At 69.9% G+C, this 17,507-nt stretch carries 14 protein-coding genes; 11 read left to right on the top strand and 3 right to left on the bottom strand.

Features of this window, described 5'->3' with window-relative positions:
* Window positions 1–624: 624 nt before the first annotated feature.
* Together lplT and J2X21_RS15310 are read right to left on the bottom strand one after the other, a co-directional pair.
* Entirely contained in the window at window positions 625–1,863 is a 1,239-nt protein-coding gene (gene lplT / locus J2X21_RS15315; protein WP_310330055.1) for a lysophospholipid transporter LplT, read from the bottom strand.
* Between the two features lie 90 nt (window positions 1,864–1,953).
* Window positions 1,954–4,035: a catalase gene (locus J2X21_RS15310; protein ID WP_310330054.1), complete on the bottom strand. Its 2,082-nt coding sequence runs from the start codon at window positions 4,033–4,035 to the stop codon at window positions 1,954–1,956.
* A gap of 118 nt (window positions 4,036–4,153) precedes the next feature.
* On the opposite strand from J2X21_RS15310, the gene J2X21_RS15305 reads away from it, so the two are divergent.
* Both J2X21_RS15305 and J2X21_RS15300 read left to right on the top strand, forming a co-directional pair.
* Complete coding sequence (locus tag J2X21_RS15305; protein ID WP_310330053.1) at window positions 4,154–5,407, top strand: putative DNA modification/repair radical SAM protein; 1,254 nt, start codon at window positions 4,154–4,156, stop codon at window positions 5,405–5,407.
* Window positions 5,404–6,162 carry a TIGR03915 family putative DNA repair protein gene (locus tag J2X21_RS15300; protein ID WP_310330052.1) on the top strand — a complete coding sequence of 253 codons (759 nt, stop codon included), beginning with the start codon at window positions 5,404–5,406 and terminating at the stop codon, window positions 6,160–6,162. Before J2X21_RS15305 ends, J2X21_RS15300 begins: the two co-directional genes overlap by 4 nt.
* A gap of 6 nt (window positions 6,163–6,168) precedes the next feature.
* Here J2X21_RS15300 and J2X21_RS15295 read toward each other — a convergent pair whose 3' ends face one another.
* Window positions 6,169–7,665 carry an ATP-binding protein gene (locus J2X21_RS15295; protein ID WP_310330050.1) on the bottom strand — a complete coding sequence of 499 codons (1,497 nt, stop codon included), beginning with the start codon at window positions 7,663–7,665 and terminating at the stop codon, window positions 6,169–6,171.
* 143 nt (window positions 7,666–7,808) lie between these two features.
* Between J2X21_RS15295 and J2X21_RS15290 the strand changes: the two genes are divergently transcribed.
* The 9 genes from J2X21_RS15290 (at window position 7,809) to J2X21_RS15250 (ending at window position 17,506) form a co-directional block, all read left to right on the top strand.
* A complete protein-coding gene (locus J2X21_RS15290; RefSeq protein WP_310330049.1) occupies window positions 7,809–8,714 on the top strand; it encodes a glucosamine kinase nucleotide-binding domain-containing protein in 906 nt (301 codons plus the stop codon).
* The gene (locus tag J2X21_RS15285) at window positions 8,711–9,439 is read left to right on the top strand and encodes a GntR family transcriptional regulator (protein WP_310330047.1); all 729 of its coding nucleotides are present in this window, start codon (window positions 8,711–8,713) and stop codon (window positions 9,437–9,439) included. Before J2X21_RS15290 ends, J2X21_RS15285 begins: the two co-directional genes overlap by 4 nt.
* A complete protein-coding gene (gene nagA, locus J2X21_RS15280; RefSeq protein WP_310330046.1) occupies window positions 9,439–10,563 on the top strand; it encodes an N-acetylglucosamine-6-phosphate deacetylase in 1,125 nt (374 codons plus the stop codon). The genes J2X21_RS15285 and nagA overlap by 1 nt, the downstream gene beginning before the upstream one ends.
* Complete coding sequence (locus tag J2X21_RS15275; RefSeq protein WP_310330045.1) at window positions 10,544–11,578, top strand: SIS domain-containing protein; 1,035 nt, start codon at window positions 10,544–10,546, stop codon at window positions 11,576–11,578. The genes nagA and J2X21_RS15275 overlap by 20 nt, the downstream gene beginning before the upstream one ends.
* Window positions 11,579–11,714: 136 nt before the next feature.
* Complete coding sequence (nagZ, locus tag J2X21_RS15270; RefSeq protein ID WP_310330044.1) at window positions 11,715–13,187, top strand: beta-N-acetylhexosaminidase; 1,473 nt, start codon at window positions 11,715–11,717, stop codon at window positions 13,185–13,187.
* Entirely contained in the window at window positions 13,184–14,461 is a 1,278-nt protein-coding gene (locus tag J2X21_RS15265) for an MFS transporter (RefSeq protein ID WP_310330043.1), read from the top strand. The genes nagZ and J2X21_RS15265 overlap by 4 nt, the downstream gene beginning before the upstream one ends.
* Entirely contained in the window at window positions 14,458–15,300 is an 843-nt protein-coding gene (locus tag J2X21_RS15260) for a glycoside hydrolase family 16 protein (protein WP_310330042.1), read from the top strand. Before J2X21_RS15265 ends, J2X21_RS15260 begins: the two co-directional genes overlap by 4 nt.
* Entirely contained in the window at window positions 15,297–16,442 is a 1,146-nt protein-coding gene (locus J2X21_RS15255; RefSeq protein ID WP_310330041.1) for a glycoside hydrolase family 18 protein, read from the top strand. Before J2X21_RS15260 ends, J2X21_RS15255 begins: the two co-directional genes overlap by 4 nt.
* Window positions 16,439–17,506: an acyltransferase family protein gene (locus J2X21_RS15250; protein ID WP_310330039.1), complete on the top strand. Its 1,068-nt coding sequence runs from the start codon at window positions 16,439–16,441 to the stop codon at window positions 17,504–17,506. Before J2X21_RS15255 ends, J2X21_RS15250 begins: the two co-directional genes overlap by 4 nt.
* Window position 17,507 lies beyond the last annotated feature (1 nt).

The following is a 17,507-nucleotide window of genomic DNA, read 5'->3' as shown; positions in this document are numbered from 1 at the left end:
ACCCCATAAGTGTTCACGTGTCCGCCTCCTTCTAAGCGGACAGATGTTCACTACCGAGGCACGGTCAGATCAACATGTGTTCCCTGGCTGCTTACTGTTCACCCGCTTCAGGGGTGAACGTTAGAGCGAGGCTGCAAGCGCGTACTGCCAAAACATCATGCGGGCCTATTTGGCTGTACAGCAGGGTGATGGGCCGACGAGCGGCGACGGCAACTTCTAGCGTTTCTGCGGTTGGTCTTCCGGTGCTTCCTAGCATTCGCGGCCGAATACCGCGAGATGCATCTTTTTCCGGCGTTGGCAGCATGGTCGGAGTGCCAATCACACCAATAGCTTGCGGGCCTTCGCAGTTGGCGTCGGCAAACGTGTGAACCATAGCGAAAGCCTCACTACCTACATATCGCACCCGAACCTCCGACATTGCCCCACTTGTTGGCTGAATGTAGTGGGGGGTACATCCGGCTAGTGCCGCGCAGAGAAGAGTGAAGGATGGTGTGAGGGAACGCATTTTCAAGATGTGGACGTGACGCACGGTAAGAGCACTCGATGCAGTGCACTCATGGACTACTGCACTTTGTTGGTCACGATGACTATGCCAACAAAACAGCGGACAGCAGCAGCACGAAATTACGGATGCGACTTTGAACTGCGTTGAGCAAGGGCATCACACAAGATCAGGGCTGCAATAGCTCCCGCCACCAGCAAGCCCAGCCCGCTGAGCGTCGCCGCGATGGGCACCCCGGCGGCTTCGCATCCCGCATACGCTGCCAGCATCACCAGCACGCCCAGGTTCTCGTTGAACCCCTGCACCGCAATCGACCGCCCCGCGCTCAGCAGCGTGGCACCGTGGTGCTGCAGCAGTGCGTTCAGCGGCACCACCATCGCGCCGCCCACCGCGCCAACCAAGCAGAGCACCACCGCGGCCAGCGCCACGTCGCTGACCTGCGCCACTACGGGCATCAGCAAGCCCAGCATCACGCCCGCCCACAGCCCAAGCCGCGCCTGGTGCAGTGCCAGCCAGCGCCCCGCCGCCGCCGCGCCGCCGATGACACCCACCGCCACGGCCGCCTGCAAGTAGGCTGCTTCGCTCAACGGCAGCGCCAACGCCTCGCCCGCCCAGCGCAGCACCGCGAACTGCAGCGTGGCGCCCGCGCCCCAGAACAGCGTCGTCGCCGCCAGTGACAGCCCGCCCTCGCGGTCCCGCCACAGCGTGCGGTTGGCCGCGCGGAACTCGCGCAGCAATGTGGCGGGGTCATGCGCCTCGCTGCGCTGGCGCCTGCCGCTGTCCGGGATGCCGGCATTCAGCCCGCTGCTCAGCGCGTAGATCAGCAGCAGCGCGGCCAGCGAGCCGGTCAGCTTGTCGGCTGGCAGTTGCAGCCAATCACCCAGAGCGGCGAGGTCCGAGGCCAGCCAGGCCGGGCTGACCAGCGCGCCGCCCAGCACCGCGCCCAGCAGCGCGGCGGACACGACGGTGATCTCTATCCAGCCGTTGGCCTTCACCAGTGCTTCCGGCTCTGCCAACTCGGTGATGAGGCCGTACTTGGCCGGCGCATAGGCTGCCGCGCCGACGCCGACGACGGCCAACGACAGCACCGGGTGCAGGCCGGCGGCCAGCATCAGCAGGCCGAGCATCTTGACGAGGTTCATGGCCGCCATCACGCGGCCTTTGGCGAACGCGTCGGCCAGCGGGCCCACCCACGGCGCGAAGACGACATACGCCAGCGTGAAGCCGAACTTCAGCAGCGGCGCCCACCACGGCGCGAAGCCTTCTTGCGCCAGCAGCGCGATGGCAACGATGAGCAGCGCGTTGTCGGCCAGCGCGGAAGCGAACTGCGCACCGATGACGAGGCCAAAGCCGCGCGGCAAGGTGGCGCGTCGGCAGGGAACGGAAGCGGTGGCATGCACGGGCGCCGCACTGTGGCGGCGATGCGTGAAATGCCGATGACGCGCGTTGCGTCAGGGCAGCGGGTGCACGCGCTCTTCGCGGTCCCACTGCCGTGTCGCGGCGGCCTCGACGAAGACCAGCGCCTTCGCATCCAGCGCGCACACGCCGTCGTCGGGCACCAGGTGCAGCGCCTCCACCAGCACCTTGCCGCCGTCGTCATGGCCTATGGCCTTCAGGTGCGCATAGGCCTGGCGCACGAAGGTGGCGGCGGTGTCGTCCTGCGCGAGCTGCTGCGCGGCGGCGGACGACAGCACCAGCGCCACCGCGTCAAACGCCGCCGCGGGGCTGCCGGCCAAGCGCGCATCGGGCGCCTGCAGCGTACCGTCGCTGAGTTTCGCGCCGCCGATCTTGGGCGCGAGCTTCTGCACCTTGGCGCCGGCCTTGCGCAGCGCCTTGTCGACGGCAGCGAGCTTCTTCGCGTCGGAATCGTCGCTGTAGACGATGGCCACGCAGCGGTCCTGCAGCGAGGGCGGGGTCTTGTCGATGATGCTCAAGGCGGGGGAGGGCGGCAGGTCCTGCACGGGCGCGGCAGGTTTCGCGGCGGGCGGCAGCGTGGCCAGCCCGAGGCCGTTTGCGACGCGCTGGGCCAGGTTCGCGTCGATGACGCGCAGGTGGCCCACCATGCGCTCGCGCACGGCGGGCGTCTCCACCTTGCTCAGCTCGAAGACGAGGGCCGACGCCATGTGCGCCTGCTCCAGCGGGTTCTGGCTGCGGAAGAAGAGGCGCGCCTGGCTGTAGTGGTCGGCAAAGCTCTCGGGGCGGATGCGCCCCTTCGCATCGGGCTCGGCCGGCGCGGCAAAGCTCTGGAAGCCGCGCGGTGCTTCATAGGGCGCGTCGCGCTCCAGGCTGCTGGGCTCGTAGGCGACGCGGCCGGTGGGCACGCGGGTCTGCATGTGGCCGTCGCGCGTCGTCGTGTGGAAAGGGCACTTGGGCGCGTTGATGGGCAGCTGGTCGAAGTTGGGCGTGCCCAGCCGCGACAGCTGCGTGTCCAGGTAGCTGAAGAGCCGGCCCTGCAGCAGCGGGTCGTTGGAGAAGTCGATGCCGGGCGGGATGTTGGCCGGGCAGTAGGCGACCTGTTCGTTCTCGGCGAAGTGGTTCACGGGGTTGCGGTTCAGCGTCATGCGGCCGATGACCTTGAGCGGCACCAGTTCCTCGGGGATGAGCTTGGTGGGGTCGAGGTGGTCGAACGGGAACTCCGCGGCGTCGGCCTCGCTGAACAGCTGCACGGCCAGGTCCCAGGCCGGGAAGCGGGCATCCTCAATGGCCGTCCACAGGTCGCGGCGGTGCGCGTCGGGGTCCGCGCCTGCGAGTTGCACCGCCTCGTCCCACAGCGTGCTCTGCAGGCCCAGCACCGGCCGCCAGTGAAACTTGACGAAGGTGGCGCGGCCCTTGGCGTCCAGCAGCCGGAAGCTGTGCACGCCGAAGCCCTCGATGAAGCGCAGCGAGCGCGGGATGGTGCGGTCGCTCATGGCCCACATGATCATGTGCATGCTCTCGGGCATCAGCGAGATGAAGTCCCAGAACGTGTCGTGCGCCGACGCCGCTTGCGGGAAGCCGCGGTCGGGCTCCATCTTCACGGCGTGCACGAGGTCGGGGAACTTCATCGCGTCCTGGATGAAGAACACGGGGATGTTGTTGCCCACCAGATCCCAGTTGCCCTCGGGCGTGTAGAACTTGACCGCGAAGCCGCGCACGTCGCGCGGCGTGTCCACCGAGCCCGCACCGCCGGCGACTGTGGAAAAGCGGCAGAACACCGGCGTCTTCACGCCGACTTCGGTCAGTACCTTGGCGGTCGTGACCTTGGCCAGCGACGTGTGCAGCTCGAACACGCCATGCGCCGCCGAACCGCGCGCATGCACGATGCGCTCGGGGATGCGCTCGTGGTCGAAGTGCGTGATCTTCTCGCGCAGGATGAAGTCTTCCAGCAGCGTGGGCCCGCGGCTGCCTGCCTTCAGCGAGGTCTGGTTGTTCGTGACCGGGATGCCCTGGTTGGTCGTCAGCGGCGGGTGCGTGCCGACGGCAATGTGATGGGGCTCGCCGCCGGAACCGACTTGCACCTGGGGCGAGGGGGCGGATGGGGGCGACTTGGGCATGGGGGCTCCTGGCAATTGCGAAGCACTCTAAGAAGCTGGTCTGCGCGGGGCTGTAGGACTTGGCGCTGGATACACCTTGGGTCACCTGGTGACGGCTGTATGCAATTACAGTGTTGGCATGGAAGTCCAGACCAAGCTCGCCATCCTGGCGGACGCTGCCAAGTACGACGCCTCCTGCGCCAGCAGCGGCACGGAGAAGCGCGACTCGCGCGACGGCCAGGGCCTGGGCTCCACCAGCAACGGCATCTGCCACGCCTACACGCCGGACGGCCGCTGCGTGTCGCTGCTGAAGGTGCTGCTGACGAACTGGTGCGTGTACGACTGCCTGTACTGCATCAACCGCAAGTCCAGCGACGTGAAGCGTGCGCGCTTCAGCATCGACGAGGTCGTGCAGCTGACGCTGTCCTTCTACCGGCGCAACGTCATCGAGGGGCTGTTCCTGTCCAGCGGCATCATCCGCACGCCCGACTACACGATGGAGCAGGTCATCGAGGTCGCGCGGCGGCTGCGCGAAGTCGAGCGCTTCAAGGGCTACATCCACCTGAAGACCATTCCCGATGCGTCCGCCGAGCTCGTCGAGCAGGCGGGGCGCTATGCCGACCGGCTGTCCATCAACATCGAGCTGCCCAGCGCGCAGAGCTTGAAGGCGCTGGCGCCCGAGAAGGATGCCGGCGGCATCGAGCGCACGATGTCGCGGATCCACCTGCGGCTGCAGGCAGCGCGCGAGGCCAAGCGCGAAGCCGAGGCGGTGCGCTCGCTGCCTGGCGCTGCGGCGGCCAGCGCCAGGCCGCCGTCATTCGCACCGGCGGGCCAGAGCACCCAGCTCATCGTCGGCGCCGACGCGTCCGACGACCGCACGGTGCTGCAGCTCTCCAGCCGGCTCTACACCGGCCAGCGCCTGCGCCGCGTCTATTACTCGGCCTACAGCCCCATCCCACACGCCAGCCGCCAGTTGTCGGCTCAGGCCGCACCGCTGCTGCGCGAGCACCGGCTCTATCAGGCCGACTGGCTGATGCGCTTCTACGGCTTCAACGCCGACGAGATCGTCACCGAGGCCGGCTTCCTGTCGCTGCACCACGATCCCAAGCTCGCGTGGGCGCTGGCGCATCCGGCTTCGTTCCCGTTGGATGTGAACCGCGCGCCGCGCGAGCTGCTGCTGCGAGTGCCGGGGCTGGGTGTGGGCTCGGTGGACAAGCTGCTGGCCGCGCGCCAGCACCGCCGGCTGCGGCGCGCCGACCTGCTCGCGCTGGGCCCGGCCGTGAAGCGCGCGTTGCCCTTCCTCGTCGCCGTGGACCACCGGCCGCGAGCGGCCGATGTGCAGGCGCTGGTGCGGCCCGCGGCGCCGCCCCGCCAAGCCACGCTGTTCGCATGAACCTGCCGCTGCGCCACCCGTCTGACTGGGACGGCTTTGCCGCGCAACTGCCGGCGCTGTTGGCCTGCGGCCATGCGGCCTGGACGCACGACGTGGGTGTGCAGTCGTCGCTGTTCGGCGCGCAGGCCGAGCTGGTGTCTGGCGCGTGGGCGCCTCCTGCGGGTTGGGACGACCTTGGCCGCCGTGTCGCCATGCATGCCGACGACACGCGCTACGCCCGGCTGCTCGCGTTCGCGCGGCGCTTGCAGCGCGAGCCCGCGCTGTGGTCCGACGTGCTGGACCCCGAGCGTCGCCGGCTGCAGTCGCTGGCCCGCCAGGTGGACCGTGAGATCCACAAGATGCACGCCTTCGTGCGCTTCCGCGAGGTGGCCGACGAGCGCGCCGCGGGCGGCCGCCGGCATGTGGCCTGGTTCGAGCCGGCGCATCACATCCTGCGCGCCGCCGCGCCGTTCTTCGTGCGTCGATTCGCGCAACATCCTTGGGCCATCCTGACGCCGCGCGGTTGCCTGCGTTGGGATGGCCAGCGCCTCTCCGGCGCCGGTCCGGCGCGCCGAGAGGATGCGCCGCCGGAAGACGCCGGCGAGGCGCTGTGGCTGACCTACTACCGCAGCATCTTCAACCCGGCGCGACTCAAGGTTGCAGCGATGAAGAAGGAGATGCCGGTGCGCTACTGGGCACAGATGCCGGAGACGCAGCTGATCAGCGAGCTGGTGCGCGATGCGCCTGCCCGCGAAGGGCGCATGCGCGACGTGTGACGGGGCTCACACCCTTTCGAACAGCAGCGCCAGCTGGCTCGCGATCAACAGTTCCTGTCGCGTCCAGGCCCGCGTGGCGCGCGCGTCCACCAGCCACAGCGCGCCGGCCAGTTGGGCGCCTTCGTACAGCGGCACCTCGATGCGCGCCTCGGCCGCGCCGCTCATGCCGGCCAGTTCGTCATGGCAGGGGTGCAGCGCGGCGTCGGGCAGCGCCAGCGGCGCGCCGTGCCGGGTCAGCAGGTTCACGTAGCGCGGCTGCGCATCGCTGTTGATGCCGCCGGCTCCCAAGGGCCAGCGGATCACATGTGCCAGACCAAGGATGCGCGCGCTGGCGGCTTTCAGCTCGGCGAGCGCCTCGGGCGGCGTGGTGGCGGCCAGGCGTTGGCGCTGGCTGGACAGCTGCAGCAGCAGCTCCTCCGGTGTGACCGGCGCGCCCGCTTCCTCTGCGGGTGGCGCGGCCAGCGTCGTGCGTGCGGGCAGGCTGAGCCGCTCGATCTCGGACTGCAGGGCCAGGTGTTGCCACAGGTGGTCCAGCGCGCCGGCGGCGTCGCCTTCGGCCTGCAGCAGCTCGGCGAGCTGGCGGTGTGCCTGGCGCGCCTGTGCGCGGGCCTGGATGCGCTGGGCCAGTGCCAGGCCGTGTCGCGTGGAGCGCACGGCGGAGGGGTTGTCGCCACGCGCCAGCGCGATTTCGGTCCAGGTGCGGCTGGCGGCGGCCTCCAGCCAGGGGTAGCCCTGGCGGGCCGCGATGTCCAGCGCCAGCCGGCAGTCGGCGACGGCCCAGTCCATGCGCTGGCGGGCCAGCGCGGCGCGCGCCAGATGCCAGTGCGCCTCGGCCTCGAACACGCGGTGTGCGCCGCGCCGCGCGGCCGCGAGGCCGTGGCTGAAGTGGCGCTCGGCGGAGGGCAGATCACCCGTCTCGAAACTGCCCACGCCGATGTTCAGCGCCAGCTTGGCGGCCAGGTAGCTGTCATCGCTGTCCTTGCTGCCTTGAGCGAGATGCTCGGCGGCATCGCGCATCTGCCGCAGGCCGCGCGCCCAGTCGGCGTGCGCGTAGTGGATCTGCCCCAGGCCGATGCGCGCCGCCACGCCGGCTTGGCAGTGGCCGCTGACTTCGGCGAGGTCCAGCGCGCGCGACCATTGCTCGGTGGCGAGCTGGTACTCGCCCTGCTGGTAGGCAATACGACCCAGCGCTTCGCAGACGCGCGCCGCCTGCACCGGGAAGTGACCCGCGGCGGCCAGCGCGCCGGCCTGCTCCAGCGCGGGCAGCAATTCCAGTGCGCGGCCGCGTGGCTCCAGCAGGCCGAAGCGGGCATACAGTGCATCCACGCCGACAGCGGTGTCGGCCGCGGCGAACGCTCCGGCGCTCAATGTTTCCAGCAGCCGGTCGGCCACGGCGGGGTGGCGGCGCGACACGCGGCCGATACGGCCCAGCAGGTCGGCCAAGGCCGGGCTGGCAGCAGGTTGCAATGTGAACACGGCGGCGTTGGCGGGTTGGTTTCTCACTGGTATTCTTGTCGATTCCAGGGCTGCGCCGCGCTGGGACTGGGGACAGTCCTAGCCCCGAATAGGTGGCGCAGACCAGTTTAAAACCAATTGACGACCCCCGTCGTTGGTATTAGAGTGGTATCGACTCATTGATGTCGACCATGCCACTCGTTCTTGATCCCGCTCTGAAGACCTCCCGCAACTCCGGCCGCCCCGTGCGCTGGTGGGTGGGCATCGATGGGGGCGGTACCAGCACACGGGCCCTGGTGGCCGACGAGCAAGGTCGCATCGTGGGCCGCGGCGAGTCCGGCGCATCGGCGCTGAACCAGGGCACCGAGCAGGCCTGGCGCCACATCGCCGAAGCCATTCAAAAGGCCGGCGTGCCGGGGCTGGAGCTGCGTGAATGCGCGCTCGGGCTGGGCCTGTCGGGCACCGGCGTCCCGGCGCAGTTGCAGTCGTTTGTGGCGGCCGACCCCGGTGTCGCACGCTTCACGCTGGTCACCGACGGCATGGTGGCGTTGCTGGGCGCGCATGGCGGTCGGCCCGGTGCGCTGCTGATTTCGGGCACCGGCTCCGTCGCCGAGGCGCTGCTGGAAGACGGCAGCCGCCGCATGACCGGCGGCTGGGGCTGGCAGATCGGCGACGAGGGCAGCGGTGCCTGGCTGGGCCAGCAGGCGATGAAGATCGCGCAGGCCGCGTTTGATGGCCGCGCCCCGCGTGGTTCGCTGGCCGAAAACGTTTACGCGACCGTGGGCGCCAGCCGCGAACAGTTGCTCGCGTTCTGCGCTCAGGCGGGGCAGGGTGGCTATGCCGGCCTGGCGCGCCTGGTCTTCGACAACGAACACAGCGACCCCGCCGCGGCGGCGCTGCTCGACGCCGCGGCACGCGCGCTGGACGCGCTGGCCGAGGTGCTCCACCCCAACTTGCCGCTGGCGCTGGCCGGCAGCATCGCGCAGCGCCTGGGCGCGCGCCTCAGCCCGGCCTTGCAGTCCCGCCGCGTCGAACCCCAGGGCGAGCCGGTGGCCGGCGCGCTCTGGTTAATCCAACAGGAAACGATGTCCGCATGAGCGCAACTTTCGACTTCAAGCCCGATCCCAACGCGGCGTCACCTCTTTATATGCAGCTGGCGCAGAGCCTCGCGACCGCCATTCGCGATGGCGTCTTCCACGCCGACGAGGCGCTGCCGTCCGAGCGCGTGCTGGCCGAACAGCTGGAGCTGTCGCGCGTCACGGCGCGCAAGGCCATCGACCGGCTCGTCGAGCAGGGGCTCATCATCCGCAAGCGCGGTTCGGGCAACTACATCGCGCCCAAGCTGGAGCAGCCGCTGACGCGCCTGACCAGCTTCTCCGAAGAGCTGCACCAGCGCGGCTTCGTGCCGGGCTCGCGCTGGCTGCTGCGCGGCTTCACGCCGGCGGCGCCGGACGAGCAGCTGTCGCTGGAGCTGAAGAGTGGCGAGCGCGTCGCGCGACTGGAGCGGCTGCGGCTGGCGGACTCGGTCGTCATGGCCTATGAGGTCTCGGTGCTGCCGCAGAGCGTGCTGCCGGATCCGCAGAAGGTCGAATCCTCGCTGTACGGCCACCTGGGCGAACGCGCGCCGGTGCGTGCGCTGCAGCACATCCGCGCGCTGAACGCCGACGCCAAGCTGGCGGGCCTGCTGGAAGTGCCGCTGGGCGCCGCCGTGCTGTTCATCACCCGCGTGGGTTATCTGGCCTCGGGCCAGGCGGTCGAGCTGACGCATTCCTATTGCCGCAGCGATTACTACGACTTCGTCGCCGAGATGCGCAGGGACTGATGAAACTCGAAGGCGACATCGTCACGCCGCAGGGCGTGGTCCGCGGCCATCTGCACATCGAGCAGGGCCGCATTGCGTCCGTCGCGGGCGCTTCCCTGGACTCGGCACGCGCCGGCGAGGACGGTCGGCCCGTGCTGCTACCCGGCTTCATCGACATCCACGTGCACGGCGGCGGCGGCCGCGACACGATGGAGGGCGGCGATGCCATCCAGGCCATCGCGCGCCGCCATGCCCGCCACGGCACGACCGGCATGCTGGCGACGACGATGACGGCGCCCATCGCTGACATCGAGGCCGCACTGAAGGCGCTGGGCCCGGTCTGCCGTGAGCGTGTGCCGCAGTCGGCGCGCGTGCTGGGCGTGCATCTGGAAGGTCCGTACATCAGCCCCGGACGGCTGGGCGCGCAGCCGGCCTACGCCATTCCCGCGACGCTGGATGAGGTCATGCGCCTCAACGAGTTCGCGCCCATCAAGGTGCTGACCATCGCGCCCGAGATGCCCGGCCACATTGCGCTGATCGGCCCGCTGCGCGACGCCGGCATCCGCGTGCAGATCGGTCACAGCAACGGCAGCTACGACGACGGCGTGGCCGCGATCAACGCCGGCGCGGCCGGCTTCACCCACCTGTTCAACGCGATGAGCGCGCTGCATCACCGCGAGCCCGGCATGGTTGGCGCCGCGCTGGCCCATGCCCAGCATGCCGAACTCATCCCCGACCTGATGCATGTGCACCCCGGCGCCATCCGCGCGGCGCTGCGCTGCATCCCCGGCCTGTTCTGCGTGACCGATTCGACCGCCGCCGCCGGCATGCCCGATGGCGAGTACCGCCTTGGCGAGCACACGGTGCAGAAGTGCATGGGCGGTGTGCGCCTGGCCGACGGCACTCTGGCCGGCAGCGCGCTGACGATGGATCAGGCACTGCGCAACTTCGTGCAGAAGCTGGACCTGCCGCTGGAAGACGCCGCGCGCCGCGTGTCGACGGTGGCCGCCGATTACCTGGGTCTGTGGGACCGCGGGCGCCTTGCTGAAGGTGCCTGGGCCGACGTGGTGGTGATGGATGCCGCACTGCAAGTGCGGCGCGTGTTTGTGGAAGGTGAAGAGATCGATGTCGTCGTTGATGCTTGAAGAGGCGCTGAGCGCGCCCGACGCCGTGGCCCGCCAGTTGGCGGCCGACCCGCTCAGCTACGCCCGCCTGGGCCAGGCGCTGCAGGAGCAGCCGCCCGCCGGCGTGCTGACCATCGCACGCGGCAGCTCGGACCACGCGGCCCACTACCTGGCCTACCTGGTCATGGCGCGCCTGGGCCGGCTGGTTACTTCGCTGCCCATGTCGCTGATCACGCTGTACCAGAGCCGCCTGCACTGCGAGGGCCTGCTGTCGATGGCGTTCTCGCAGTCGGGCCAGAGCCCCGACCTGATCGCGCCGACCAAATTCTTCCGCGAGGGCGGCGCCCGCACGGTGGCCTTCGTCAACGCGGCCGGCTCGCCGCTGGCCGCCGCCGCCGAGCACGTATTCGAGCTGCACGCCGGCCCCGAGAAGAGCGTCGCCGCGACCAAGAGCTACATCGCCCAGCTGGTGGCCGGCGCCCGCGTCGTGGCGGCCTGGCAGCAGGACGATGCGCTGCGCGCCGCGCTGAACGTGCTGCCCGTCGCGCTGGAGCAGGCCAGCAAGCTGGACTGGAGCGCAGCGCTGCCGGTGCTGAAGGACGAGGACCGCCTGTTCGTGCTGGGCCGCGGCACCGGCCTGGCCGTCGCGATGGAAGCGGCGCTGAAGCTGAAGGAAACCTGCGGCATCCAGGCCGAGGCCTTCTCGGGCGCGGAAGTGAAGCACGGTCCGATGGCACTGGTGCGCGACGGCTACCCGCTGCTGGTGTTCGCGCCGCGCGGCCCGGCCCAGGCCGGCCTGATCGCCATCGCCGAAGAGATGAGCACCCGCGGCGGCCGCGTGCTGCTGGCCGCGCCGCAGGGCACGCCCTGCGCGGCAGGCGTGCAGATGCTGCCGCTGGTCACCACCGGCAGCGAGGACCTGGACCCCATCGCGCTGGTGCAGAGCTTCTATCCGATGGTCGAAGCCCTGGCGCGTGCGCGCGGCTTCAACCCCGACGTCCCGCCAAACCTGGCCAAGGTCACCAAGACCCATTGACTGACATGGCCCACCCCGTACCGGCTTCGCCGGCCCCCTCAAGGGGGCGCCGCCAGTGGCCCGGCCAAGCCGGTTCCACGGCGGCCGCTGGGTGGGACCGGCGCACTGCCACGACGCTGCTTCCTCAGGAGCATTCATGAATTCATTCGACCCTGGCCGTCTCGTGATGGTCGACATTCCCGGCAAGGCACTCGACGCCGAGACCGCGGCCTTCCTGCGCGAGCAGAAGATCCGCTCCGTCTGCCTGTTCCGCAAGAACATCGGCACCGAAGACGAAGTGCGCACGCTGATGCGTGACCTCATCAAAGTGCTGGGGCCCGAGGCGCTGATCGGCATCGACCAGGAAGGCGGCGCCGTCGTGCGCGTGACCTTCCTGCCGCAGCCGCCGTCGGCGATGGCACTGGGCGCCAGCGGCGACGCGGACCGCGCCGAGGCCGTGGGCGCGGCGGTGGCGCGCGGGTTGAAGTCGCTGGGCATCAACTGGAACTTCGCGCCGGTGCTGGACGTCAACAACAACCCGGCCAACCCGGTCATCGGCGAGCGCAGCTTCTCCAACGACCCGGTCGAGGTCTCTCGCCTGGCCGCCGCGTGGATGCGCGGCTCGCTGCGCGAAGGCGTGGCCTGCTGCGTGAAACACTTCCCCGGCCATGGCGACACGCATGTGGATTCTCATCATGCGCTGCCGACCGTCGACAAGACCCGTGCCGAGCTGAACGCGCTGGAGCTGGCGCCGTTCAAGGCGCTGGCCGGCCAGGCGCCGGCCATGATGACGGCCCACATCGTCTACCCGCAGATCGACCCCGAGCGGCCAGCCACGCTGTCGCCCGAACTGATCGGCGGCATCCTGCGCCGCGACTGGGGCTACGACGGCGTCGTCATCACCGACGCGCTGATGATGAAGGCCGTGGCCGAGCGCTTCGGCTATGCCAAGAGCGCCGTCATGGCCATCACGGCCGGTGCCGACATGGTGCTGGCGCAGGGCTCGCCGGCCGAGCAGCTCATCGCCATCAACGCGCTGCGCGACGCGTTCGCCAGCGGCCAGCTGACGCAGGCCCAGGGCGAGGTCGCCAACACGCGGCTGGACAAGCTGGCCGCCGCCTACCCGGCGCGCTTCGTCGACGACGCAGCCGCCCGCGCGGCCGACCACGAGCTGATGGCCCAGGCCTGGGCTGCCGGCCTGACCGCGCTGCGCGGCGCCAGGCCGCCTGCGCTGAACACGCCCATCCGCGTCATCGTGCAGGGCGACGTGCCCACCGACATGGTGTCGGAAGCCGGCCCCACGGGCCGCCAGGCCGTCGCGCTGTTCGAGGCCTTCACCGACGCGCAGATCCAGATGGTGGACGACATCGCGCAGCTGGACTGGACCACGGTGCCCAAGGACGGCCGCGTCAACGTGCTGGTGTCCACGCGCCGCGCGCGCTACGGCCTGGCCGCCAGCGAGTGGCGGCCCGACCTGCACCTGTCGCTGTGGAACCCGTATCAGGCGCTGGACGTGCACGGCCCGACGTTGCTGACCTGGGGCTTTGCGCCCGGGGCACTGGCGGGGCTCAAGGCCTGGCTGGAAGGTAAATCTGAAGCGACCGGCCGCGCGCCGCAGGGACTGCAATGAGCCAAGAACGGACTCCGATGCGGTGGGTGCCCACCCTGTACTTCGTGCAGGGCATGCAGTTCTTCGTCGTCATGCTCATCGCGGGCCTGATGTTCAAGAACCTGGGCGTGGCCAATGACCAGATCGCGCGCTGGACGGCCGTGCTGGGCCTGGCCTGGGCCATCAAGCCGCTGTGGAGCCCGTTCCTGGAGCTGGCGCGCAGCAAGAAGCTCATCGTCGTCGCGATGCAGTACGCGGGCGCCGTGGGCCTGGGCCTGATGGCGCTGGCGCTGCAACTGCCGCACTGGTTTGCGGCGGCCATCATCGTGCTGTTCCTGATCGCCTATGCGTCGGCCACGCACGACATCGCCTGCGACGGCCTCTACATGTCGTCGCTGGACGAGAAGCGCCAGGCCGTCTACGCGGGCTGGCAGGGCGCGTTCTTCAATTGCGCGCGCTTCTTCATCACCGGCGTGGTGCTGAAGATCGCCGGCTCGCTGGAAACCAGCATGGGCGCGGCGAATGCATGGTCCACCGTGTTCCTGATGCTGGCCGGCCTGGTGGCCGTGCTCGCCACCTACAACGCACGCACGTTGCCCGGCACGCTGACCACCGAGCACAGCGAGATGACGGCCTCCGGCGTGGCCGCACTGCTGAAGGAGGTCGTCATCGATTTCTTCCAGAAGCCCGGCATCTGGCGTGCGGTGCTGTTCATCGTCATGTTCCGCTTCGCCGAAGGCCAGGTGCAGACCATCGGACCCTTGTTCCTGCTGGAAGCGCGCGACAAGGGCGGCCTCGGTCTGACGACCGGCCAGGTCGCCGACGTCTACGGCTGGGTGGGCACGGGCTCCTTCCTGGTGGGGTCGGTGCTGGGCGGCTGGGTGACCAGCCGGCTGAGCCTGAAGCGCGCGATGCCGCTGCTGGTGCTGGCCATGTGCGTGCCCAACGTGACCTTCTACTACCTCGCGTCCGCGCTGCCCGCCGACCTGCCGCACATCGCCGCGGCCGTGGGCATCGAGATGTTCGGCTACGGCTTCGGCTTCGTCGGCATGATCCTGTACATCATGCAGGCCGTCGCGCCCGGCCGCTTCCAGACGGCCCACTACGCGCTGGGCTCGGGCGTCATGCAGCTGGGCTTCATCCTCAGCAAGTCCATCAGCGGCGACATCCAGCTGGCCATGGGCTATGAGAAGTTCTTTGCCTGGACCATCGCCTGCGGCGTGCCGGCCCTGCTGCTGCTGCTGTGGGTGCCCATGCCGCGCAAGAGCCAACCCACCGAGGCGGTGCCCGCATGAAATTCGCGCTGACCCTGCTGGCCGCCGTGGCGGCCCCCGCTTTCGCCAACGGCGAGTTCTTCGACGACTTCTCGCAGGCCGATGTGGCTGCGCTGCGCGCCAGCGGCTGGGTGCTGCGCGAAGGCGGCGGCCACCCGGGCCTGCCGGGCACGCGCTTCGCGCCGGGCCAGTTCTCCGTCGCCGGCGGCCAGCTGAAGCTGCGCCTGGACACCGACGGCACCGTCGCCGGCACCGTGCAGCCGCAGCTGTGCGCGGCGCGCAAGTTTTTGTGGGGCACCACCACCGCCCGCGTGCGGCTGCGCGACACGGGCTTCAAGGACACCATCGTGCAGGCCTTCTACCTGGCTGGCCCGCTGAAGCATGACTTCGACCCCGACTTCAGCGAGGTCGACTTCGAGTACCTGCCGCACGGCGGCTGGGGCGCGCCGGACACGCGGCTGTACGGCGTGTCCTGGCAGACCGTGCGCGTGGATCCCTTCCTGCCGTTCAACAGCGCGGGCCAGCACAAGGGCTCGCACGACGGCTGGCACATCCTGACCGTGCAGGTCGAGGCCGGCCGCGTGCGCCACTTCGCCAACGACAAGCTGCTCAACGAGGCCGCCGGCCGCAACGTGCCGGTGAAGCCGATGGCGATCAGCTTCAGCCACTGGCTGTCGGGCGGCGCCACGCCTGGTGCGCAGCGCTCGCACGAGTTTGAGGTGGACTGGGTGCTGCACGCGCAGGGCCAGACCGTCACGCCGGCCGCCATGCAGGCGCGCGCCGCGGAACTGCAGCGCCAGGGCGTGGCCCGGCGCGACACCGTGCCCGAGTCGGGCCTGACCAGCGAGTGCAACATATGAACAAGCGCTTCCTTCTCGCGCTGGCCTTCGCGGCCTCGCTGGCCCAGGCTCAACCGCAGTCCGCGCCCGTCGTCGGCACCTACATCCTGGCCGAGCGCGGCGTGGGCGTCGTCGAGCAGCTGAAGCCCGGCCGCGTCTCGCACATCCTCTACGCCTTTCTGCTGATCTGCGGCGAAGGCCAGCGCGCGCAGGACGGGGCGGCCTGCAAGGGCCAGCCCAAGTTCGGCATCCAGCCGCATGCGGACCAGGAGATCTTCTCCGCCGCCTTCCAGCGCCTGAAGCAGCGCGACCCCAAGGTGCAGGTGCTGGCCTCGGTCGGCGGCTGGGGCGGGTCTGACCCGTTCTTCCACCTGGCGGCGACGCCCGAAGGCCGCGCTGCCTTCATCAAGCATTCGACCGACTGGCTGCGCGCCCATCCCGGTTTCGACGGCCTGGACATCGACTGGGAGCACCCCGGCAACAACGGCGCCGCCAACGGCGTGCAACTGGGCAGCCCGGCCGATGGCCAGCGCTTCGTGACGCTGATGCAGGAGCTGCGCGCGGGCCTGGACGCGCTGGGCCGCGAGACCGGCCGCCGCTACGCGCTGACCGTGGCCATCAACACCACCAAGGAACAGCTGGTGCGCATGCCCATGGGCCTGGCGGCCAAGTCGCTGGACCTGGTGTTCATGATGACCTACGACTTCACCGGCCCGTGGACCAAGCACGCCGGCAACCACACGGCGCTGCGCAGCGGCAAGCCCGGTGCGGACAGCCTGGAGAAGTCCGTCGCCGACCTGAAGGCAGAGGGCGTGCCGGTGGAGAAGATGGTGGCCGGCGTCGCGATGTATGCGCGCGGCTTCGACGGCGTGAAGGCCGACGGCACCTACGCCAAGCCCTGGCCCAACGCCGATGGCTCGACCGCGTTCAAGGACGTGGCGGCTCTGGGCAAGCAGGGCATGAAGCCGGTCTTCGACAAGGCCTCGCAGTCCTGGGCCATGGTGGGCGACGGCAAATACGTCGGCTACGACGACCCGCGCGCGGTGCGTGCCAAGGTGGCGTTTGCGAAGAAGATGGGCCTGGCCGGTGTGTTCGCCTGGGAGCTGAGCCAGGACAACGGTGAAATCCTCGACGCGATGAACACCATGCGCGCGAAGCCGTGAGTCACGACCGCCGCATCGCGTCGGTGGACGCGCTGCGCGGCCTGGCCGTCGCGGCCATGCTGCTGGTCAACAACCCCGGCGACTGGGGCGCGGTGTACGCCCCGCTGCAACACGCGGCCTGGCACGGCTGCACGCCCACTGACCTGATCTTCCCGTTCTTCCTGTTCATTGTCGGCGTGTCGGCCGCGCTGGCGTTGGGCCCGCGCGTGGATGCGGGCAGCGCACCGGGGCCGCTGCAGCGGGCCGTCGTCATGCGCGGCCTGCGCATCGTCGCGCTGGGTCTGGCACTGCACGCGCTGGCGTGGTGGCTGCTCGCCAAGCCCGAGTTCCGCGCGATGGGCGTGCTGCAGCGCATTGGCTTCTGCTTTGCTGTCGTGGGCGTCGCCGCGCTGCAGCTGCGCACGCGCGGGCAATGGCTGCTGCTGGCGGCTTTGCTGCTGGGCTATGGCGGCCTGCTGATGGGCAGCGCCACGCTGGACAAGCTGGGCAGCCTGGCGCAGCAGGTGGACACGGCCGTGCTGGGCCGTTTTGCCTATGAGTGGAATGCCCAGACCGGCATCGCCTTCGACCCCGAGGGCCTGCTGTCCACGCTGGGCGCGCTGGCGACGACGATGCTGGGCCTGATCTGCGGCGAGGTGCTGCGCCGCCGACGCCTGCGCCGGCTGGTGACCATGGGCCTGGCCTTTGCCGTGGCGGGCTGGGTCTGGTCGGCCTGGCTGCCGCTGAACAAGCAGCTGTGGACGCCGTCCTTCGTGCTGTGGACCGGCGGCCTGGCCGCGCTGGCGCTGGCCGGTGCCCATGCCTGGGTGGATCGGCGCGGGCACCGCCCCTGGGGCCGCGCCTTCGGGCTGAACGCGATCGGCGCCTACGCCGGCGCATGGCTGGCCACGGTGCTGCTGGCCGCCACGGGCGCGATGGCGCCGCTGTATGCCACCGTGTTCGGGCCCATAGGCGCGGCCTGGGGGGCGCACGCGCAATCGCTGGCGTTCGCGCTCGCGTTCGTGGCCGTGTGGGCCGCTATCGTCTGGGCTTTGGACAAGCGCGGCTGGTATTGGAAGGTCTAGG

This window comes from Roseateles asaccharophilus, assembly GCF_031458115.1.
Classification (GTDB): domain Bacteria; phylum Pseudomonadota; class Gammaproteobacteria; order Burkholderiales; family Burkholderiaceae_C; genus Pelomonas; species Pelomonas asaccharophilus_A.
The sequence above is the reverse complement of the archived record's forward strand: the minus strand, read 5'-3'. Positions and strand labels throughout refer to the sequence as shown.

What these genes read in the sequence shown, in the direction of transcription:
- J2X21_RS15310 (WP_310330054.1), bottom strand. Translation starts at nt 4,035, where the DNA reads ATGCCCAAGTCGCCCCCATCCGCCCCCTCGCCCCAGGTGCAAGTCGGT.
- J2X21_RS15305 (WP_310330053.1), top strand. Translation starts at nt 4,154, where the DNA reads ATGGAAGTCCAGACCAAGCTCGCCATCCTGGCGGACGCTGCCAAGTAC.
- J2X21_RS15300 (WP_310330052.1), top strand. Translation starts at nt 5,404, where the DNA reads ATGAACCTGCCGCTGCGCCACCCGTCTGACTGGGACGGCTTTGCCGCG.
- J2X21_RS15290 (WP_310330049.1), top strand. Translation starts at nt 7,809, where the DNA reads ATGCCACTCGTTCTTGATCCCGCTCTGAAGACCTCCCGCAACTCCGGC.
- J2X21_RS15285 (WP_310330047.1), top strand. Translation starts at nt 8,711, where the DNA reads ATGAGCGCAACTTTCGACTTCAAGCCCGATCCCAACGCGGCGTCACCT.
- nagA (WP_310330046.1), top strand. Translation starts at nt 9,439, where the DNA reads ATGAAACTCGAAGGCGACATCGTCACGCCGCAGGGCGTGGTCCGCGGC.
- J2X21_RS15275 (WP_310330045.1), top strand. Translation starts at nt 10,544, where the DNA reads ATGTCGTCGTTGATGCTTGAAGAGGCGCTGAGCGCGCCCGACGCCGTG.
- nagZ (WP_310330044.1), top strand. Translation starts at nt 11,715, where the DNA reads ATGAATTCATTCGACCCTGGCCGTCTCGTGATGGTCGACATTCCCGGC.
- J2X21_RS15265 (WP_310330043.1), top strand. Translation starts at nt 13,184, where the DNA reads ATGAGCCAAGAACGGACTCCGATGCGGTGGGTGCCCACCCTGTACTTC.
- J2X21_RS15260 (WP_310330042.1), top strand. Translation starts at nt 14,458, where the DNA reads ATGAAATTCGCGCTGACCCTGCTGGCCGCCGTGGCGGCCCCCGCTTTC.
- J2X21_RS15255 (WP_310330041.1), top strand. Translation starts at nt 15,297, where the DNA reads ATGAACAAGCGCTTCCTTCTCGCGCTGGCCTTCGCGGCCTCGCTGGCC.